The sequence below is a fragment of the Brevundimonas sp. genome, from assembly GCF_052436175.1.
Classification (GTDB): domain Bacteria; phylum Pseudomonadota; class Alphaproteobacteria; order Caulobacterales; family Caulobacteraceae; genus Brevundimonas.
In genome coordinates, this window is record NZ_JBQVNM010000002.1 from 66,970 (window position 1) to 83,619 (window position 16,650).

The window sequence follows — 16,650 nt, forward strand, 5'->3', positions numbered from 1 at the left end:
GATCAACTCGCCAGGGCTAGGAGGGGGGAGGACGGCGAGGGCTGGCGCCTGGCGTTCAGCAGCCCGTCGACGTCGAGGATCAGGGCGACGCGGCCGTCGCCGAGGATGGTGGCGGCGCCGATCCCGGGAACCTGCCGATAGTTCTGCTCGAGGCTCTTGATCACCACTTGGCGTTGGCCTTGGATGGCGTCGACCCGCAGGCCCGTCAGGCCGCCGCCTTCCGTCTCTACGAGGAGGGTCACGCCCTCATCTGCAGCCTCCGCCGCCTCGCTCCAGCCGAAGGCCTGGGCCAGATCGATCATGGGCACGTGTCGCCCACGGACGGCCAAGACCACGGCCTCGGGGCCGAGAGCGCGTAGATCCGAAGGATGGGGACGCAGGGTCTCGACGATGACATTGATCGGGACGACCAGGGTGTGGCCGCCGACCCCGACGACCATGCCGTCCAGGACGGCCAGGGTCAGGGGCAGGCTCAGGGTGAAGGTCGAGCCCTCGCCCGGCCGCGACATGATGCCGATCCGCCCCCCGAGGGCCTGAATCGAGCGCTTGACCACGTCCATCCCGACGCCTCGCCCGGAGATGTCCGACACCGCCGGCGCCGTCGAAAAGCCCGGGGCGAAAATGAGGTTGTCGATATCTTCGTCGGCGAGACCAGCGTCCTCGGCCAGGATCCCGCGCGCCACGGCTAGGCTGCGGACCCGAGGCCGATCGATGCCGCGGCCGTCGTCCGAAACCTCGATGACGATCCGGCCCGAGCGGTGCTGCGCCGAAAGCCTGACCACGCCTTCCGCCGCCTTCCCGGCCGCCAGCCGGTCCTCAGGGCGCTCGAGCCCATGATCGATGGCGTTGCGGATCATATGGGTGATGGGATCGGCGAGCCGCTCGATGACCGTCTTGTCGACCTCCGTGCTCTCGCCGTCCGTGACGAGCCGCACCTGTTTGCCGGTCGCCGCGGCCACTTCGCGCACGAGGCGCGGCATCCGCTGGAAGACCGACTTCACGGGCTGGGCGCGGATGGCCATCACACTGTCCTGGATTTCGCGGGTGAGCTGTTCCAGGTCTTCCAGTCCCAGGGCGACCTGGCTGGAGCGGGCCAGCCCGTCTTCGAACACCCGCTGGGCCAGCATCGCCTGATTGATGACCAGTTCTCCCACCAGATCGATCAGCCGATCGACGCGTTCCAGATCGACCCGGATGGTGGTCTGGACCAGGGCTTCCGACCCCGGCGCGCGGGCGGCAGGAGAGTCTTCGCCTGAACTGCTTCCGGCAGGCTCGGCTTCGACCCGCGGCGCCACGGCGTGTTGAGGAACGGCAGAGACATCCTCCTCATCCAGTCCGTCATCCGCCTCCCGAGCCAGCTTCAACAGGTCCGCCAGAAGCGCGTCCTCCGGGCCGGGCTCGAACACGGGCGGGGATGACCCGGGCTCTTCGATCGCCAGTGCGCAGTCGTCGGCCACGAACTCAAAAACGTCGGCGATCGCTGTCCGGTCCGCGCCGTCCAGCAGCGTCACTCGCCAGATCAATCCGGGCGCCGCCAGATCGAAGCTCTCCAGCCCCGCCTCGTCGCCCTCGATCTCCACGATCACCCTGCCCAGCCGTTCGAGCTCCCGCACGAGGACCAAGGCGTCGTTCGCAGACTGATAGAGACGGGCCGTGGGGCTGAACTCGACACGGATCTCGTTGGGCGGGGTGGGGGCGTCGATCGTTACGGTCAGGGGGGAAAACCCCGGCATCTCCACACCGTCGACGCAGGCCTCGACCGACGGTTCATCGGGCATCTCGCCGATCGCCGCCTGCAGGTTTTGTCTGACGGCCTCAAGCCGGCTCGGGTCGGCGACCGAGACCCCCTTGGCCTCGGCGACGAGGTCGGCGAGCAGATCGGCTGCTCTCAGCAGTTCGCCGATCAGGTCCCCATCCGGCTCAAGGCGGCCATTGCGCACCTCGTCCAGAACCGTCTCGAACACATGGGCGAACCGCACCAGAGACTCCAGCCCGAAGGCTCCGGCGCCGCCTTTCACCGAGTGGACGGCTCGGAAGACGGCGTTGACAGTCTCGCTTGAGCCCTCGCCGTCCTGAAGAGCCAGAAGTCCTGATTCCAGTTCGGCCAGGAGGTCGTCGCACTCTTGGAAGAAAGTCGTGCGGATGGCGTCCATCGTATCCATTGGAAGGGCTCAGGCCGCGACCCGTCGCACGGCGTCGACGAGCTTCACCGGATCGAAGGGTTTGACGATCCATCCCGTGGCCCCGGCTTCGCGCGCCCGGGTCTTCTTGTCCTGGTCGCTCTCGGTGGTGAGCACCAGGATGGGTACAGAGGCGTGCCGGGCGGAGCGACGAACGCGCTCGATGAACCCGAAGCCGTCCAGGTTCGGCATGTTGATGTCGGTGATGATGACGTCGGGCTCGGCCCCTTCCAGAACCTCCAGCCCGTGGGCGCCATCGACCGCCTGGATGACGGTGAAGCTCGCATCGCTGAGCGCCAGGCGCAGCATGTCGCGCATGGTGCGACTGTCATCGACCGTGAGAATGGTTCGGCTCACAGCATGCCTCCGGCAAGCGCGGCCTGACGCTGAACGGTCGTGAAGGCGGCCAGGACGCAAGTGGACGGGTCCAGGACACGAAGCCGATGGCCCTCCTCTCGCCATGTGTTGAAGGCGCGCAGGAGTAGCTCCAGCCCCAGTCCATTGATCCGATCGACGTCCTGGGCCAGCAGGTCGAGGTCGTCGCCCCGGCGTGACATCAGATCATCGCGCAGCACGGACAAGGCCGCGCCCTCAAGCCTTGACGGCAGGACAAGCTGGGTCGCCATCAGAACTCCTCCCACTGGGGTTCGGTTGTGGACTGCAAGGCCAAGGCGCCGGACGAGCGGGGCTGCGTGTGGCGGCGGGCGAATTCTGCGATTCGGCTGTGGCTCTCGCGCAGGCTCGCGTTCTCGGCCGGCCTGGCCGGAGGGCGCTCCGGCCTTTGAGAGTTTGAGACGTCCGCGTCCGTGCGGAACCGCCCGACAAGCCGCGACAGCTGTTCCGCCTCCTGGGTGAGACTGTGGCTGGCGGCCGTGGATTGCTCGACCATCGCCGCGTTCTGCTGCGTCGCCTGATCCATCTGGTTGACCGCTGTGTTGATCTCCCCGAGGGCGGTCGATTGTTCACGCGTGGAGGCGGTGATCTCGGTCATCAGACCGGTGATCTCTTGAACCCGGCCCACAATCGCCGTCAGGGCTTCGCCGGTCTGGCCCACCAGCGTCACGCCGGACTTCACCTGTCCCGTCGAGGAGGAGATCAAGCTCTTGATCTCCTTGGCCGCCTCGGCCGACCGCTGGGCCAAGGCGCGGACCTCGGACGCCACCACAGCGAAGCCGCGGCCGGCGTCTCCGGCGCGGGCAGCCTCGACACCGGCGTTCAGCGCCAGCAGGTTCGTCTGGAAGGCGATCTCGTCGATGACCCCGATGATCTGGCTGATCTGATCGGCGGACCGCTCGATCTCGCCCATCGCCTGGACGGCCCGTTCGACGACTTGGCCGCTGGTCTCGGCCTCGGCGCGGGCCGCCTCGACCACGACGCCTGCGCGAGACGCCCCCTCGGCCGTGCGTCTGACCGTGGCGGTGATCTCGTCCAGGGCCGCCGCCGTCTGCTCCAGGGTCGCGGCCTGCTGCTCGGTCCGGCGTGATAGGTCGTCGGCCGCCTGACTGATCTCCCCGGCTCCGGAGCGCATGCCCACGGTGTTGGAGGCGATCTCCGACATCACCGATCCGAGACGCTCAAGGGCGTGATTGAAGTCGGTCTTGAGCTTCCCGTAGTCGCCTGCGAAAGGCTCCGAAATCCGTACCGTCAGGTCGCCTTCGGCCAGCCGGGCCAGGGCCGCGGCCGTAGCCTGGACGACCATCTTCTGCTCGGCCTCCGCCGCCTCCCGGCGGGCGTCTGCTTCGCGGCGGGCCGTTTCCGCCGCCTCGAGATAGATCGAGATGACAAAGTCCATATCGAGCAGGGCCGCCTTGACCACCGCGCTGATCGTCGCCCCCAGGGCTTCGCCATCATCTCGGCGCCCGAAGCGCGAACGCGACTTGTCGTGATCACGGACGATCGCCCGGACCAGACCATCCATGACCAGGGCGTATCCCCCGATATACCAGCGCGGCTCCAGGCCGATCCGGGCATGGGTGGTCCCGATCCGCTGGACGCTTTCGACATAGCCGGAATCAAAGCGACCGGAGGCGATGCTGGACCAATGGCGGGCCTGAGCGCTCTTGGCTCCGCCGATCTGACCTTCGCCGCTGAAGAAGCGGGAGACGTCCGGGAAGCGCCGAACCTGATCATAGAAGGCGTCGAGCGAGGCGGGCAACGCCGCCTCGATAACCGGCTGCGACGCGGCGAGAATCGACTTTGCGGAATTGTCGAGGCCGATGAAGGCCAGGCGGTCCTGAAGCGCGGTGGTGTCGGACATGGAGGTCTCGAAGGTTGATGCTCGAGACACCTTGGGGCCAGTTTCATAAAGCGTTGTTTAGGCTCGTTAATCAGGAAAAATATTTGCGCGGTGAATCGTTTTCATGCGGAACGAATAATTCACTTCCAGTTATGGGAGACCGGCGTAATGTGGACACCGGTGTCAGGGGGGCGCCGCATATTGAGGATTGGCTGTCGATGACCGCCGTGCTGACGAATCTGCCTGAGCCGTCGTGGAGCGGCCCGCGTTTGCTGAAGCTGCTGAGCGATGCCGATCTGGCCGTCCGGCACGGACGGGGCGGACTGGAGGACAATCGAATCCGCGCTTTGCGCGCGATCGCCGAGGGCGGCCGGCGAGGCCTGTCTCAATCGGCCCTCATTCGGACGCTCGGCTTGTCAGGTCCCGCCGTCTCCAAACTCGTGGACAACCTTGAGGTCCGCAAGCTGATCGAGCGCGATTTTCACACGCAAGATCGCCGGCAACGCCAACTCAGGCTTTCGGCCGAAGGCCTCCGGCAGCTCAATACCTGCGGCGACGCGCTGGACCGATGCGCCACCTCCGTGTTCGGCGATCTCTCAGCTGAGGATCTTGCCTATTTGGAAAAGCTGCTGCGCCAGCTGGTTGATCGAACCCCTCCGCGACATTGCGCCGGGGTCTGCGAGAACTGCGCCCTGGGCGGCTGCTGAGGCGACCTGTCCGGCCCCGTCAGGCCGCCGCGCTCGAAGCGCCGTCCCCATAGGCCCAGACGACGCTCAGGAGCTGTTCTGCGGTGAAGGGCTTGGCCAGGACGAGATCGGCGCCCGCCTGAAGTGCGTCCAGTCGGTGCTGACCGGAGGCATTGGCCGTGAGCATGATGATCGGCGTGGGTTTCGCGCCGTCGGCTTTCTCCTTGTCCCTGAGGCGGCGCGTGGCGCACAGGCCGTCCATGACCGGCATCTGCATGTCCATGAAGATCAGGTCGAAACCGCCCTCTGACGCCGAGGCCACCCCTTCCTGTCCATTGTTCGCGATCTCGACCTGGATGTCGAAGGGTTGAAGCAAGGCCAGCACCACCTGCTGATTGACGAGATTATCCTCCACCAGCAGCACCCGCAGGGATCTGTCGCTCGGAGCGCCGGATGTGTCCGAGGACGGCGTCGATGCGCCCGTCTTTTCAGGCGCTCGATGCATGGGCAGGGACAGAACGAACACGGCGCCGGAGCCTGGCCTGGCCCGGCAATCGAGACGCCCGCCCATCAGCTCCGCCAGCTCGCGGCTGATCGCCAGGCCCAGGCCCGTGCCGCCACAGACACGGGTATGGGAATCGTCGGCCTGGACAAAGGGCTTGAACAGGGTTTCGGCTACCTTGCGGTCAAAACCCGGACCCGTGTCCTGCACCCGCACCTTCAGCCAGGGGTCCGACGTCGGACCCCTGACCACGATCTGTACCTTGACCCCTCCATGGGTCGTGAACTTCACCGCGTTGGAGATCAGGTTGGTCACGATCTGCCGCACCCGCACGGCGTCGCCCAGGATCTCGCCGGGAAGCGTCGGATCGATCGAGATCGACAGACGCAACGCCCTTTCCTCGGCGACGCCACGTATGAGATTGACGGCCGCTGAGATTTCGCGCGCCGGATTGTAGCGGTCAGTGACCAAGGACATTTCTCCGACCTGCATTTTCGACAGGTCGAGAACATCGTCGAGGATCCGCCGAAGCGACTCGCCTGAGCTGAGGATCAGCTCAAGGCGGCTGCGGGTGTCGGCCTCGACACCCGACCTGAGAAGCGCCGATGTCAGGCCCAGTATGCCGTTGAGCGGGGTGCGAACCTCATGACTCATGTTGGCCAGGAACCGGTCGCGAACCTCTGCGGCGCGCTTGGCCGCCTCGTGCGCCACGGCCAGTTCCTGTACCGCGAGGACATGGTCCGTCACCTCCCATCGGATGGCGATATAGCCGGCCGGACGGCCACGGGGACCGAGAAAGGGAACAATGGTGGTATCGACCCAGTACAGGGTCCTGTTCTTGCGCCGGTTGCAGATTGTGCCGCGCCAGATCCGACCGCTGCCGATCGTACGATACAGATCGACGAAGAAACTACGGTCATGAATGCCGGAATTGACCAGGCTGTGCGTCTGCCCGATCAATTCCTCGCGGCTGTAACCGCTGACATCGACGAACCGCTTGTTGCAGTCTCTAATAATGCCCGCCGCGTCCGTGACGACGACGATGGTCGAGGCGTCGAGCGCTCTCCGGAGCAAAGGAGCGCTCAACCCCTGAAGCGGGGAAGACACCGGCGGCTCCACGGCAGAAACCAAGACCTGTTCCATACCTGTCGCGCCCCTTTGGTCCGCGGTGGCCATTCTGAATTGCCCAGTATGGAGACGTCGCCTTATCGCCCGCTTTCCGTTGCTTCGGGGGGCTAATGATTTCCCAATCTGGTAAATGTCGTATGCCTCCTCGGCCTAGGCCGGAAGGTCGCCGACGACATCGCTGCACTGTTGAGCCGTGTCGAAATTGAGCCGGACCTCGCCCAGTCAGGCGTTCTGGGGTATTGGGGGCGCGACGATGGACCCGGCTTGGGACTCGCCGACGATCGACATCAGCAGCCGGGCCCAGCGGTCCAGAGCATCGCGTTTCTCCGAGACATACTCGTTCACGTCGTAGTGCACCGACGAGACGGCGGCCCCTCCCCCCGTGGCCGCATGCGCCAGGATCAGCGACCGGATGAAGGGACTGATTTTGAGCCGCTCGCTCGTCATCGCGGACGACATCGTACGGCGCAGGTCGTGCACCGTGGCGTTGGGGATGTTCAGGGCGCGCGTCACCCGCGCCATGGCGTGCGTCAGGCTGCTGGGCTGCATCGGACGTTCGATCTCCCAGGTCGTTCGGAAGACGTATTTCGACTGACTGTTTCGCCCCTCGTTGGTGACGGCCATCGCCTTCTGGATCAGAGCGATGGCCACATCCGGCAGCGGCACAAGATGAGGCCGGTTGGCCTTCATGCGCTCCGCCGGAATGGTCCAGGTCCGCGCGGTGAAGTCGAGTTCGCTCACTTCCATCCCGATGATCTCGCCGCGACGCTGTCCGAGAACGGCGGCGAGCTTCAGGGCCAGGGCCACGATCTCGGTGAGGTTGATGCGCTTGCCCTGGCTGTCGAGGATGCACCCATAGTTTGAGAGCGCCGACCAGAGCAGCCTGAGTTCGGCGTCCGTCCAGGCGCGCGAACGCGCGTTGACGGTCGCGGGATGGCTGACGCCCGTCGTCGGATTGACGGTCACCAGGTCCTCGGCAATGGCGAAGTTGTAGACCTGACGGATGACGGCGTGCGTCTTGTTGGCCTGGGCGCCGATGTTGCGTGCAGTCATGGCTCGCAAAAGAGACCTGATCTCAGCCTTGGTGATGGCGGCGTAAGGCTTCTTGCCGAAGACGGGACGGATGTTCCGCCGCAGGACACCTTCCTCGCTGTCGAGCGTGACCTTCCGCTTGCGCTTGCCCTTCGGCATCCATTCGCCGGACGCGCAGCACCGTTGATAGAGGTCGGCGAGATCGTTGAAGGTCCGCACCGGATTACTGGCGGCGGCGCGAGCCGTCTTGCGGTCTGTCGCCGGATCCCCGCCCTTGGCGACCTCCCTCGCAAGATCGGCCGCCTGGTCGCGCGCATCTTTCAACGAGATCGCGGGCATTTTGCCGATGGTGAAGCGAGGCTGTCGGCCGTCCTCCGCTCGGTAGCGATAGATCCAGGTCTTGCTCCCCTGGTCGGTGACGCGCAGACATAGGCCCGGCACACGGGTGTCCCAGAGTTCGAGTCGCTTGCCCTTGTCGGCTCGCGCTCCTGAGACGCGACGATCGGTCAACATCTCCTTCGTCATGACAGCCGCTCCGATCGGAAAAAAAGGGACTGGTTTTGGGGGCACGTCGGGGGCACACGAACGCGCTCTGGGGGCACAGCGGGGGCACAAAACGACGAAACTTGTAGCACAACACTGCAACAGCCTGAACTCCAAAAAGCCCGCTATTACTGGGTTTTAGGCACATGTAGACACAAGCTGAAATCTGCTGCAAAACGGTTCTAGAGGCCTTCCTAAAGCAGAGGTCGGGGGTTCAAGTCCCTCCGGGATCGCCATTATTTCAATGGCTTGCAGACACAGAGATTTGCGTTCGGCGAGCCGGCAGTTCACGGGCGGCCCAGAAGGCCTTTTCTGCGGCCGATTCAGCTCCCAAAACCCCACGAAATAGACCTGACCAGAAGCTCGTTCCGCAGGTTTTGCGCACACGGGTTTTCAGGCGGTCGCCCGTGTTTCGCCCGGGTTCATCTGCCCCATGCGGATCTCTGGAGGGTTGACCCCAAGGCCTAGCGGGTCGGGAAGACTGCTGGAGCCGGGGCTGACAGACATCGAGACGCCCAGACGACGAGACAGGTCTGGTCGCGCCGACGGTGTTCGTAATCGAATGGATGCCCAGCCGGCCAGCTGAAAGACCTGCGAAACACGCTGATGCACGCGCCTCTTGGAGAAGGTCCGGCTTTCAGCGTGGATGACGAGGACTGACTATGGCCGCCCCCCCTCAATGCCTCCTGCCGCACGACCGGCGCTCTGGGTCGAACAGGGCGAGGTCGATGGCCTGGGCCATGCGGCGATGCCCCTCGTCGTTGGGGTGAAGCCTATCGTCCGTGTGGGCCCCGGCCACGAGCCTGGACGGCTGGTTCGGATCGCGCAGGGCGGCGTCGAAGTCGATCACGCCATCGAACACCCCGGAGGTGCGGATGAAGGCGTTGATGGCCTGGCGGGAGGCCTCGGAGCGTGCGTCGAACCGCTCGGATCCGCCGAAGGGGGTGAGAGAGCCCCCGAAGACCTTGATGCCGTGCAGATGCAGGCGGGCGACGACCTGGCGATAGGCGGCGATGACCTCTTCGGGGTCGCGGCCGGGGTTCATGGGATTGCCGTCATGCCGGATGTCGTTGATCCCCTCAATCCAGACCACATGGGTCACACCCGGGAGGCTCAGCAAATCCCGATCCAGCCGCGCGCGGACATTGGGACTGCGGCCGTCGCGAACGACCTGGTTGCCGCTGATCCCGGCGTTGACCACCACAAAGCCGCCGGGACAGAGGGCCTCGAGCCGATCGGCCAGGAGGGACGGCCAGTCCGCGTCGGCGCCGCGGGTCGTGGTCGCGCCCTCGGTGATTGAATCGCCCAGGGCGACCACCACGGCGGGCGCCGCGTCACGCTCGGCGTAGACGGCCGACAGGAAACCCTGGCGATAATCCAGCGGCGCCGTGTCGCCGACCGGAGCAGAGCCCGGCCCCAGCCGCATCGGCGTGCGCCGCACGACGCCCGCGGCCTCGTCCGGCACATGCAGGGTGACCGTCAGGCGGCTGAAGGCCGGCGCGGAGATCGCCAGGGAATCGCTCACGAGGCTGACGCCGGGAGGCAGCACCACCTCGGCGTCCCCGGAGAAGGTGACCGGAGCGGCGGCTCCGCCCGCAGGCGTCACGGTCATCGCCCTCAGTCTCAGCGGCGCGACGCCCAGTTCATTGGTCACCCGAAACCGCAGCGCGCGCGCCGACCCGCCCAGACGGATGTCCTGGCGGATGGTCTGGTCCCTATGGACGAGGGGCACGCCGTCGGCGAGGTCGAACCGGGCGGGGGCGGCCGAAGCGGTCCAGACGGGCGCCCAGACGGTCGGGGTCGATTGGGCCAGCGCCGGAGCGCCGACCCAGGTCGACAGCGCCATCGCCGCAAGCGCCAGCCAGCGGCCAGGGGTCATGAGAACAGCAGCCCGCCGTTGATGTCGAGGTTGACCCCTGTGAGGAACGAGGCCTCCTGCGAGACCAGGAAGGCGACGGCGTCGGCGACCTCCTCGGGACGGCCTTCACGGCGCAGGGGGGTGGAGCCCGCGACCGCCTTGCGGACCTCGTCCTTGGAAAAGGTGTCGTGGAAGCTCGTGCTGATCATGCCCGGGCACAGGGCGTTGACACGGATGCCCTGGGGGCCCAGCTCCTTGGCCATCGAGCGGGTGAAGGTGATCAGGGCGCCCTTGGCCGTGGCGTAGACGGCGGCGCCGGGTCCACCCCCGTCCCGTCCCGCCTGGGATGAGAAGTTCACGATGGCGGAACCCGTCGTCATGTGCGGAACGGTCGCCCGGGTCATCAAAAAGGCGGATCGCAGATTCAGGTTCATCACCTGGTCGAAGAAGGCTTCGTCGATCTCGGCAAGGGGGCGGCGCTGGACCATCCCGCCCGCCAGATTGACCAGGATGTCGATCCGGTCGCCGAAGCCCGCCCGGGTCGCCTCGACCAGCCCCGTGGCGCCCGCGCCGGTGGATACGTCGGCCCTATGCACCAGGGCCTGGCCGCCGGCCGCGAGGACCCGTCCCAGGGTCTCGTCCGCGCTGGCGGCGTCATTGGCGAAGTTGATCACGACCCGCGCGCCCTCGGCGGCCAGTTTCAGCGAGACTTCGCGGCCGATGTCACGACCGCCGCCCGTGACGATTGCGACCTTGTCTTTCAAGCGCATTAGAGAACCTTCCGGGTATCTGAGGAGGAGCGAGGCTCGACCGGCGCGATGCGACCGGTGACGAACCACAGGGAGAGGAGAGACAGGGGCACCAGGGCGGCCACGAGCACGAAGATCGGGCCGTAGGAGATCTTGGTCATCGCCGGGACCAGCCAGGTCGTGATCAGGGTTCCGGCCACGGCCGCCATGCCGCCGATGCCGGCCAGGGAGCCCACGGAGCGGCCGTCGAACAGGTCGCCGGGGATGGTCTGGATGTTGCCGATCGCGATCTGGAAGCCGAACAGGATGCCGGCGATGACCAGGACGGCGATCGTGGGATCGGTGAGGTGGGGCGCGATCAGCAGGCAGGGCATCATGATGAGGCCGCCGAGGGTGATGGAGATCTTTCGCGCCCGGTCGACCGAGCGCCCCGAACCGATCAGCCGACCGGACAGCCAGCCGCCGAACAGGCTTCCGACCATGGCCCCGACATAGGGCACCCAGGCGAAGATGCCGATCTGCTTGATGTCGAAGCCGAAAGTCTCGGCCAGATAGATCGGCAGCCAAGAGACGAACAGCCACCAGATCGGATCCAGGAAGAAGCGGGTCAGAATGACGCCCCAGCTCTGGCGATGGGTCAGCATCTGGCGGGTCGTCGGGACATAGCCGGGGGCGATGGTCGGTTCGGCGGGCTGATCCGACGCAGGGCGATCCAGCGCCTTTTCGGCTGCGGCGATCATGGCGGTCTGCTGCGGACTGGCGCGGTAGAGCACGAACCAGGGCAACAGCCACAGGAAGCCGAGCGCGCCGACCAGAAGGAAGGTCCCCTTCCAGCCCATGGTCAGGAACATCAGGGCGATCAGCGGCGCGGACACGATGGCCCCGATCGAGGCGCCGGCGTTGAAGATGCCCTGGGCGAAGGCGCGCTCCTCGGGCGGAAACCACTCCGCATTGGCCTTGACGGCCCCCGGCCAAGCGCCCGCCTCGCTGAGGCCCAGCAGGGCGCGAAAGACGCTGAAGCTCAGGATCGAGCTCGCCAGGGCGTGCAGGGCGATGGAGATCGACCAGGCGCCGATCGACACCGCAAACCCCATCCGCACCCCGATCTTGTCGAACAGCTTGCCGAAGGTGAACTGTCCGATGGCGTAGAAGACCATGAAGAGGGTCACCAGCAGGGCGTAGTCCTCCTTGGTCGCCCCGATCTCGGGGGCGATCTCGGGCCACATCACCGCCAGCGCATTGCGGTCGATGTAGTTGATGACCGTGGCGACGGCGATCAGGCCGATGATGACCCAGCGCAGCTTGGACTTCATGACTGGCTCTCCCGGTCGAACCGCGCCCAGGCGCCGGTCCATTCATAGGTCTGTCCGCGGTGGCGGACGGCGTGGCGGCCGGTGCTCCGGGCGTCGTCGGCCACAGCCAGGACGAGGGTCCGGCCGGAGGCGAGGGTGAGGATCACGACCTCGGCGTCCTCGCCGCGCGCCTGCTCGATCGACACGATCCGCCCGGTTGCGCCGGTGACCGTCTCGGCCGTGCCGTCATAGGCCCCGTGGGGCTCCAGAACCGCCGCGAAACTGGCGGATGACTGGCCATCCATGCGCCGGATCAGGGCCTGCTCGCGGCGCAGGTTGAAGCGCGGATCATTGGCCCCGCTCTCGACCAGCATCGCCGTCGTCGGGGCCGAGGCCGAGAACCGGTAGGTGTAGAATCGTCCGCCGAGCAGCCAGGTGAGACTGCGCGCCTCGTCGCCCGGCGCGGATCGGGCATCGACCCAGAGGTGCTGATAGCCGTTGGCGGCGCCCAGGACCGGGCGGGTGGTCACCGACGCTTCAGCCTCGAACCCCTGGGTGATGATGTGGCCGTTGAAGTGCAGCGGCAGGTCGAACCGGGCGGGCGCGGCGCTGCGTACGCGCAGCAGGTCGACCGCGACGGGGTAGGTCAGCTCGGGATGTTCCAGCAGAGCCTGGGTGCGGGTGACGACGACGCCGTCGTGGCCGCCCTCCAGCCGGGCCGAGGCGATCTGGGCGTCGTCGGCGACCTCGAACAGCAGGGGCGTGGTCGGATGTGTCTCGCCCGTGGGCCAGTCGCCGCCGAACTGGCTGGTCTCGTTCACCACGAGCGCATTGTGGGCCACCGTCGTCATGGCCCAGCTGTCGTTTTCGTCCAGATAGCCGCCGCCGTTCTTGGCTTCGATGTTCAGAAACCGCGCCGCGCCGTAGTCCGTCACCACCGCCGACCCGTTGTCGTAGAACAGCCAGTTCAGCCGGTCGAAATGGCCGTGACCCTGGCCCTGCTGGGTGTTCTTCATCACCAGGGCCTGACCGGTCTCGCCGCCCTGTCGCAGGATGACGAGGTTGCCGAGGTCGCCGTTCGGCCCGTCCCGCAACTGCATCGAGCGGAACTCGAAAGGCCGGGCCAGGCCGTCCGCCACACCGCGGGCGACCCCCAGACCGTCGGGGGACAGGAGGGTTCGGCCCTGCTGCCGGGCGATCGACAGCAGACGGGGATCCTGGGTCTGGCCGTAGGCGACGGCGACCCCTGTGACGATCTCCTCCGAGGTCAGCCCCTTGTCCGGCATGGCGTCGTTGATGGGGAACAGCAGCCCCGCGTAGGAGGTCTGGATCACTCCGTCGACGGCCTTCAGCAGCACCCCGTCACGGCGAGCGAAGATGCCGCGTTCCGGCTCGTTCTGCTGGATCGCGCGGGCGAAGATGATGAAGGGGGCCAGGGCGTAGCGTTGATAATAGGGGCCCTCGGCATAGTAGCCGTCGGGCGAGAAGAGTTCATCGATCTGGCGCAGGAAGCCGGCGCGGCCATCGTGGGCGGTCCCGTTCAGGGCCCGATCGACCAGGTCGGGGTCGCGCAGCACATAACCGGTCATGCCCACCCCGGCGGTGGCCCAGGTGGCGTGGTTGTGGATGCGGTCGAAATAGGGGGCGTTCTCCTCGGACAGGAAGCGAGCCATGCGCCGGAACACGTCGTCGTCGATCCGCCGGCGATCGGCCGCGCTCAGGGTGTCGCGGATCGCGTCATAGCCCTGGGCCGAATAGACCAGCCAGACCGAGTCGTTCAGCGCCTGCCAGAACAGCCGGCCCTTGACCGGGGAGTTGCCTGCCGGGTGATCCGACAGCGTCGGATACAGGTCCGCATAGGCCAGCAGAATGTCGCGGACGAAGTCGGCATAGGCCCGGTCGCCCGTCATCCGGTACAGGGCCCCCGCCCCGGCGATGGCCTTGTAGTTGGCCTTGTGCTGTTCGTGGGTGATCCCGCCGCCCAGATCGCGCGGTCGGGGGACATTGATCCCGGCCGCCATCGCCGCCCGGACCTCGCGCTCCACCCGCGCCCGCTCGGCGCTGAACATCGGATAGCGATCGCCGGCCTCGGCCATCGCGCGCCAATCGTCGGGCGAGACCAGCACGGGCGAGGCGGCCTCGTGCGTCGCCGTGCGGGAAGGCTGGACGCTCTGGGCCTGCACCCCCGCGGGCGAGGCCGCCGACAGGGTCGCCAGGACAGCGACGAGCACCTTGGGGTTCATGGCGCGGCCTCCAGCGGCGTGACATTGGTGATCAGGTCGGGCGTGCCTTCCAGCCGATTGTCCGCCCAGACGAGAACGGGATCGCCGACGCGGCGGAAGAAGCGGGGCGCGCCGCTGTCGAGAAAACGGTTGTCGCGGATGTCGGTGCGCTGGACGCCGTAAAGCTTGACCGCGCCGGCGTCATCGCCCCGCCCGGTGCGCTCGAAGGTCGAACCGGTCAGGGTCAGGCGCGGGCCGAAGGTGCTCTCGTCCGTGCCCCCCCGGTAGAGGTCGATGACGGGTCCGGCGACGTCGCGGAAGCGGCTGTCGATCACCTCAACCACCTCCGCATTGTATGTGCCCAGATCCGCCGTCTCGGTGTGGGCCGCGACGACCGAACCCGAGACCCTGTCGACGGCGACCCGCTCCAGGCGGATGCGGTCGGCCAGTGTTCCCGGACCGGCGGCGAAGACATTGAAGCTGCGGTTGACGGTCAGGTCGCGGAACGTCGCATCCTCAAGGATCAGTTGATAGCCGGCCGCCCCCTGCCCCGCCCGGATCACGGCCGCGCCCGCGACGTCGGGGGCCAGATCGCCTGCGACCGTCACGTGCGAGAGCCTGAGCGATCCTCCCCGTTCGATGTCGAACAGGTTGGGACGCGAGAACTGGATCTCCACACCGCCCTCGGCAGGCCCCGACACAGTCACCGCACGGTCCAGAGACAGGGTCTGGTTGACGACATAGAGCCCTGGCCGCAGCGCCAGGCGATCGCCCGGTTGAGCCTCGGCCATCGCCCGGACGAGGGTATCCTCTCCCGGCTCCACGACCCGCACGGCGCCGCTGTCCAGAGCGGGCGTCGGCCGGGATTTGGGATACCAGCTGACGCCGGTCGCCTCGCGCGACACGAACGGGGCCGCGCGCCGCGCGCCGACGCCGCTCAAGCCGACAGGAAGGCGCAGCCTACCGGCCGTCTCCAATGCGATGTCACGGGCCTCGAACCCCGGCAGCGCCGAGGTCGCCCGGGGCGACTGCAGGTTCTGGGCGAAGGCGACGCCGGACATGTCGCCCTGCACCCGGATGGGGTCATGGCCGTCCGTATTGATGATGAGGTTGTCGGCGAAACGACTGTTGATCGGCGGGGCCGACCGCTCGTCGCTCAAGCCGGCGCCGAACGCGACCTCGCGCACGTCGACGAGGGTGTTATGCTCGATCACCGCGCCATCGACCTGGACATACCGGTTCAGGGGCGAGTTCGGCACGCCGTACATGAGGGTCAGGGCGCTGACGAAGCTCGACCCGGCCAGGTCCTGCATGTGATTGTTGCGGACAATGTTGCGACGGTTGATCACCCGGATGCCGCCGGTGTTGGCGACGCCATTGCCGATGAAGACGTTGTTCTCCACCAGGTTGCCGTCGCCGTGGCGCAGCACCATCGCCCCCTGGGCCTCGAAGAAGACGTTGCCCCGATAGACGTTGCCGCCCGACTTGTTCGAAACGATCTCGACCTCGCCGTCGGTGTGCTCGAACCAGTTGTCGCTGACGGTCGTCAGGGAGTCCGAATCCGACGCATGGCTGGTTCCGACGCGGATCGTCTCCCCGCCGTTCGATCCCAGCACCGGCCGGCGACCGAAGAAGTTGTGGTCGATCAGATGGCGGTTCACCAGGCCCTGCTCAGGGTCCCGGACCACCACCAGGGTCGCCCCGGCGTTGGTCTTGCCGATCAGCTGGTTGTGGTCGAAGCGGTTGTCGTGGCCGTAGATCGCCACCCAATTGTCCGAAACGGCCCGATCGGGCTTGGAAAAGCCGTCGATCACCACGCTGGAGATCCGGCTGTAGTTCGCCCGTTCGGTCAGCGACCGGCGGAACGACAGCACCTCGCCCGTCGGCGACCAGCCGTCGCGGAACACCAGGTTTGACACCACCAGGTGCTCCCCCGCCATCTTCAGGTAGGAGCGGCCGGTGATCGTCACCCCGCCCGGCGTCTGGGCCGTCAGGGTGATAGGTCGATCCGCGCCGCCGCGACCGACGAAGTCGATCTCGAAGTCGCGCCATTCGCCGTCCGCCAGCGTCAGGGTGTCGCCGGGGGTCAGGCGACCGAGCGCCGCCTGGAACTCCGCCTGGGTCCGCACCAGGGCGGATTCCGCCCGAACCGCCGAGCCGACGGCGATCAGGGCGACCACGATCGTCAGCGCGGTGATCGGCGGCCGTGCGGCCCGCCTCAC

Annotated in this window: 12 protein-coding genes; 1 reads left to right on the forward strand and 11 read right to left on the reverse strand. The window is 66.9% G+C overall.

Annotation, left to right across the window (positions count from 1 at the left end; genetic code table 11):
- Positions 1–2: 2 nt before the first annotated feature.
- From ACT6QK_RS01020 to ACT6QK_RS01035, 4 genes are read right to left on the reverse strand one after another with little or no spacing between them, the layout of a single operon-like run.
- A complete protein-coding gene (locus ACT6QK_RS01020; protein ID WP_444595964.1) occupies positions 3–2,162 on the reverse strand; it encodes a chemotaxis protein CheA in 2,160 nt (719 codons plus the stop codon).
- Between the two features lie 9 nt (positions 2,163–2,171).
- The gene (locus ACT6QK_RS01025) at positions 2,172–2,537 is read right to left on the reverse strand and encodes a response regulator (protein ID WP_444595965.1); all 366 of its coding nucleotides are present in this window, start codon (positions 2,535–2,537) and stop codon (positions 2,172–2,174) included.
- The gene (locus ACT6QK_RS01030) at positions 2,534–2,806 is read right to left on the reverse strand and encodes a hypothetical protein (protein ID WP_444595966.1); all 273 of its coding nucleotides are present in this window, start codon (positions 2,804–2,806) and stop codon (positions 2,534–2,536) included. The genes ACT6QK_RS01025 and ACT6QK_RS01030 overlap by 4 nt, the downstream gene beginning before the upstream one ends.
- Positions 2,806–4,437, reverse strand: coding sequence for a methyl-accepting chemotaxis protein (locus tag ACT6QK_RS01035; RefSeq protein WP_444595967.1), 1,632 nt, complete (start codon positions 4,435–4,437; stop codon positions 2,806–2,808). The genes ACT6QK_RS01030 and ACT6QK_RS01035 overlap by 1 nt, the downstream gene beginning before the upstream one ends.
- Before the next feature lie 197 nt (positions 4,438–4,634).
- On the opposite strand from ACT6QK_RS01035, the gene ACT6QK_RS01040 reads away from it, so the two are divergent.
- Positions 4,635–5,123: a MarR family winged helix-turn-helix transcriptional regulator gene (locus ACT6QK_RS01040; RefSeq protein ID WP_444595968.1), complete on the forward strand. Its 489-nt coding sequence runs from the start codon at positions 4,635–4,637 to the stop codon at positions 5,121–5,123.
- 19 nt (positions 5,124–5,142) lie between these two features.
- On the opposite strand, the gene ACT6QK_RS01045 is transcribed toward ACT6QK_RS01040, so the two are convergent.
- The 7 genes from ACT6QK_RS01045 to ACT6QK_RS01075 form a co-directional block, all read right to left on the reverse strand.
- Positions 5,143–6,780 (reverse strand): ATP-binding protein, encoded by a 1,638-nt coding sequence (locus tag ACT6QK_RS01045; RefSeq protein WP_444595969.1) that lies wholly within the window; start codon positions 6,778–6,780, stop codon positions 5,143–5,145.
- Between the two features lie 174 nt (positions 6,781–6,954).
- Positions 6,955–8,424 (reverse strand): tyrosine-type recombinase/integrase, encoded by a 1,470-nt coding sequence (locus tag ACT6QK_RS01050; RefSeq protein WP_444595970.1) that lies wholly within the window; start codon positions 8,422–8,424, stop codon positions 6,955–6,957.
- A 559-nt stretch (positions 8,425–8,983) separates the two neighbouring features.
- Entirely contained in the window at positions 8,984–10,186 is a 1,203-nt protein-coding gene (locus tag ACT6QK_RS01055) for an SGNH/GDSL hydrolase family protein (RefSeq protein ID WP_444595971.1), read from the reverse strand.
- Positions 10,183–10,935: an SDR family NAD(P)-dependent oxidoreductase gene (locus ACT6QK_RS01060; RefSeq protein WP_444595972.1), complete on the reverse strand. Its 753-nt coding sequence runs from the start codon at positions 10,933–10,935 to the stop codon at positions 10,183–10,185. Before ACT6QK_RS01060 ends, ACT6QK_RS01055 begins: the two co-directional genes overlap by 4 nt.
- Complete coding sequence (locus tag ACT6QK_RS01065) at positions 10,935–12,227, reverse strand: MFS transporter (protein WP_444595973.1); 1,293 nt, start codon at positions 12,225–12,227, stop codon at positions 10,935–10,937. Before ACT6QK_RS01065 ends, ACT6QK_RS01060 begins: the two co-directional genes overlap by 1 nt.
- On the reverse strand, positions 12,224–14,449 hold the full coding sequence (locus ACT6QK_RS01070; protein WP_444595974.1) for a heparinase II/III domain-containing protein: 2,226 nt from the start codon (positions 14,447–14,449) through the stop codon (positions 12,224–12,226). The genes ACT6QK_RS01065 and ACT6QK_RS01070 overlap by 4 nt, the downstream gene beginning before the upstream one ends.
- Positions 14,446–16,650: a polysaccharide lyase 6 family protein gene (locus tag ACT6QK_RS01075; protein ID WP_444595975.1), complete on the reverse strand. Its 2,205-nt coding sequence runs from the start codon at positions 16,648–16,650 to the stop codon at positions 14,446–14,448. The genes ACT6QK_RS01070 and ACT6QK_RS01075 overlap by 4 nt, the downstream gene beginning before the upstream one ends.

What these genes read in the sequence shown, in the direction of transcription:
- ACT6QK_RS01020 (WP_444595964.1), bottom strand. Translation starts at nt 2,162, where the DNA reads ATGGATACGATGGACGCCATCCGCACGACTTTCTTCCAAGAGTGCGAC.
- ACT6QK_RS01030 (WP_444595966.1), bottom strand. Translation starts at nt 2,806, where the DNA reads ATGGCGACCCAGCTTGTCCTGCCGTCAAGGCTTGAGGGCGCGGCCTTG.
- ACT6QK_RS01035 (WP_444595967.1), bottom strand. Translation starts at nt 4,437, where the DNA reads ATGTCCGACACCACCGCGCTTCAGGACCGCCTGGCCTTCATCGGCCTC.
- ACT6QK_RS01040 (WP_444595968.1), top strand. Translation starts at nt 4,635, where the DNA reads ATGACCGCCGTGCTGACGAATCTGCCTGAGCCGTCGTGGAGCGGCCCG.
- ACT6QK_RS01045 (WP_444595969.1), bottom strand. Translation starts at nt 6,780, where the DNA reads ATGGCCACCGCGGACCAAAGGGGCGCGACAGGTATGGAACAGGTCTTG.
- ACT6QK_RS01055 (WP_444595971.1), bottom strand. Translation starts at nt 10,186, where the DNA reads ATGACCCCTGGCCGCTGGCTGGCGCTTGCGGCGATGGCGCTGTCGACC.
- ACT6QK_RS01060 (WP_444595972.1), bottom strand. Translation starts at nt 10,935, where the DNA reads ATGCGCTTGAAAGACAAGGTCGCAATCGTCACGGGCGGCGGTCGTGAC.
- ACT6QK_RS01065 (WP_444595973.1), bottom strand. Translation starts at nt 12,227, where the DNA reads ATGAAGTCCAAGCTGCGCTGGGTCATCATCGGCCTGATCGCCGTCGCC.
- ACT6QK_RS01070 (WP_444595974.1), bottom strand. Translation starts at nt 14,449, where the DNA reads ATGAACCCCAAGGTGCTCGTCGCTGTCCTGGCGACCCTGTCGGCGGCC.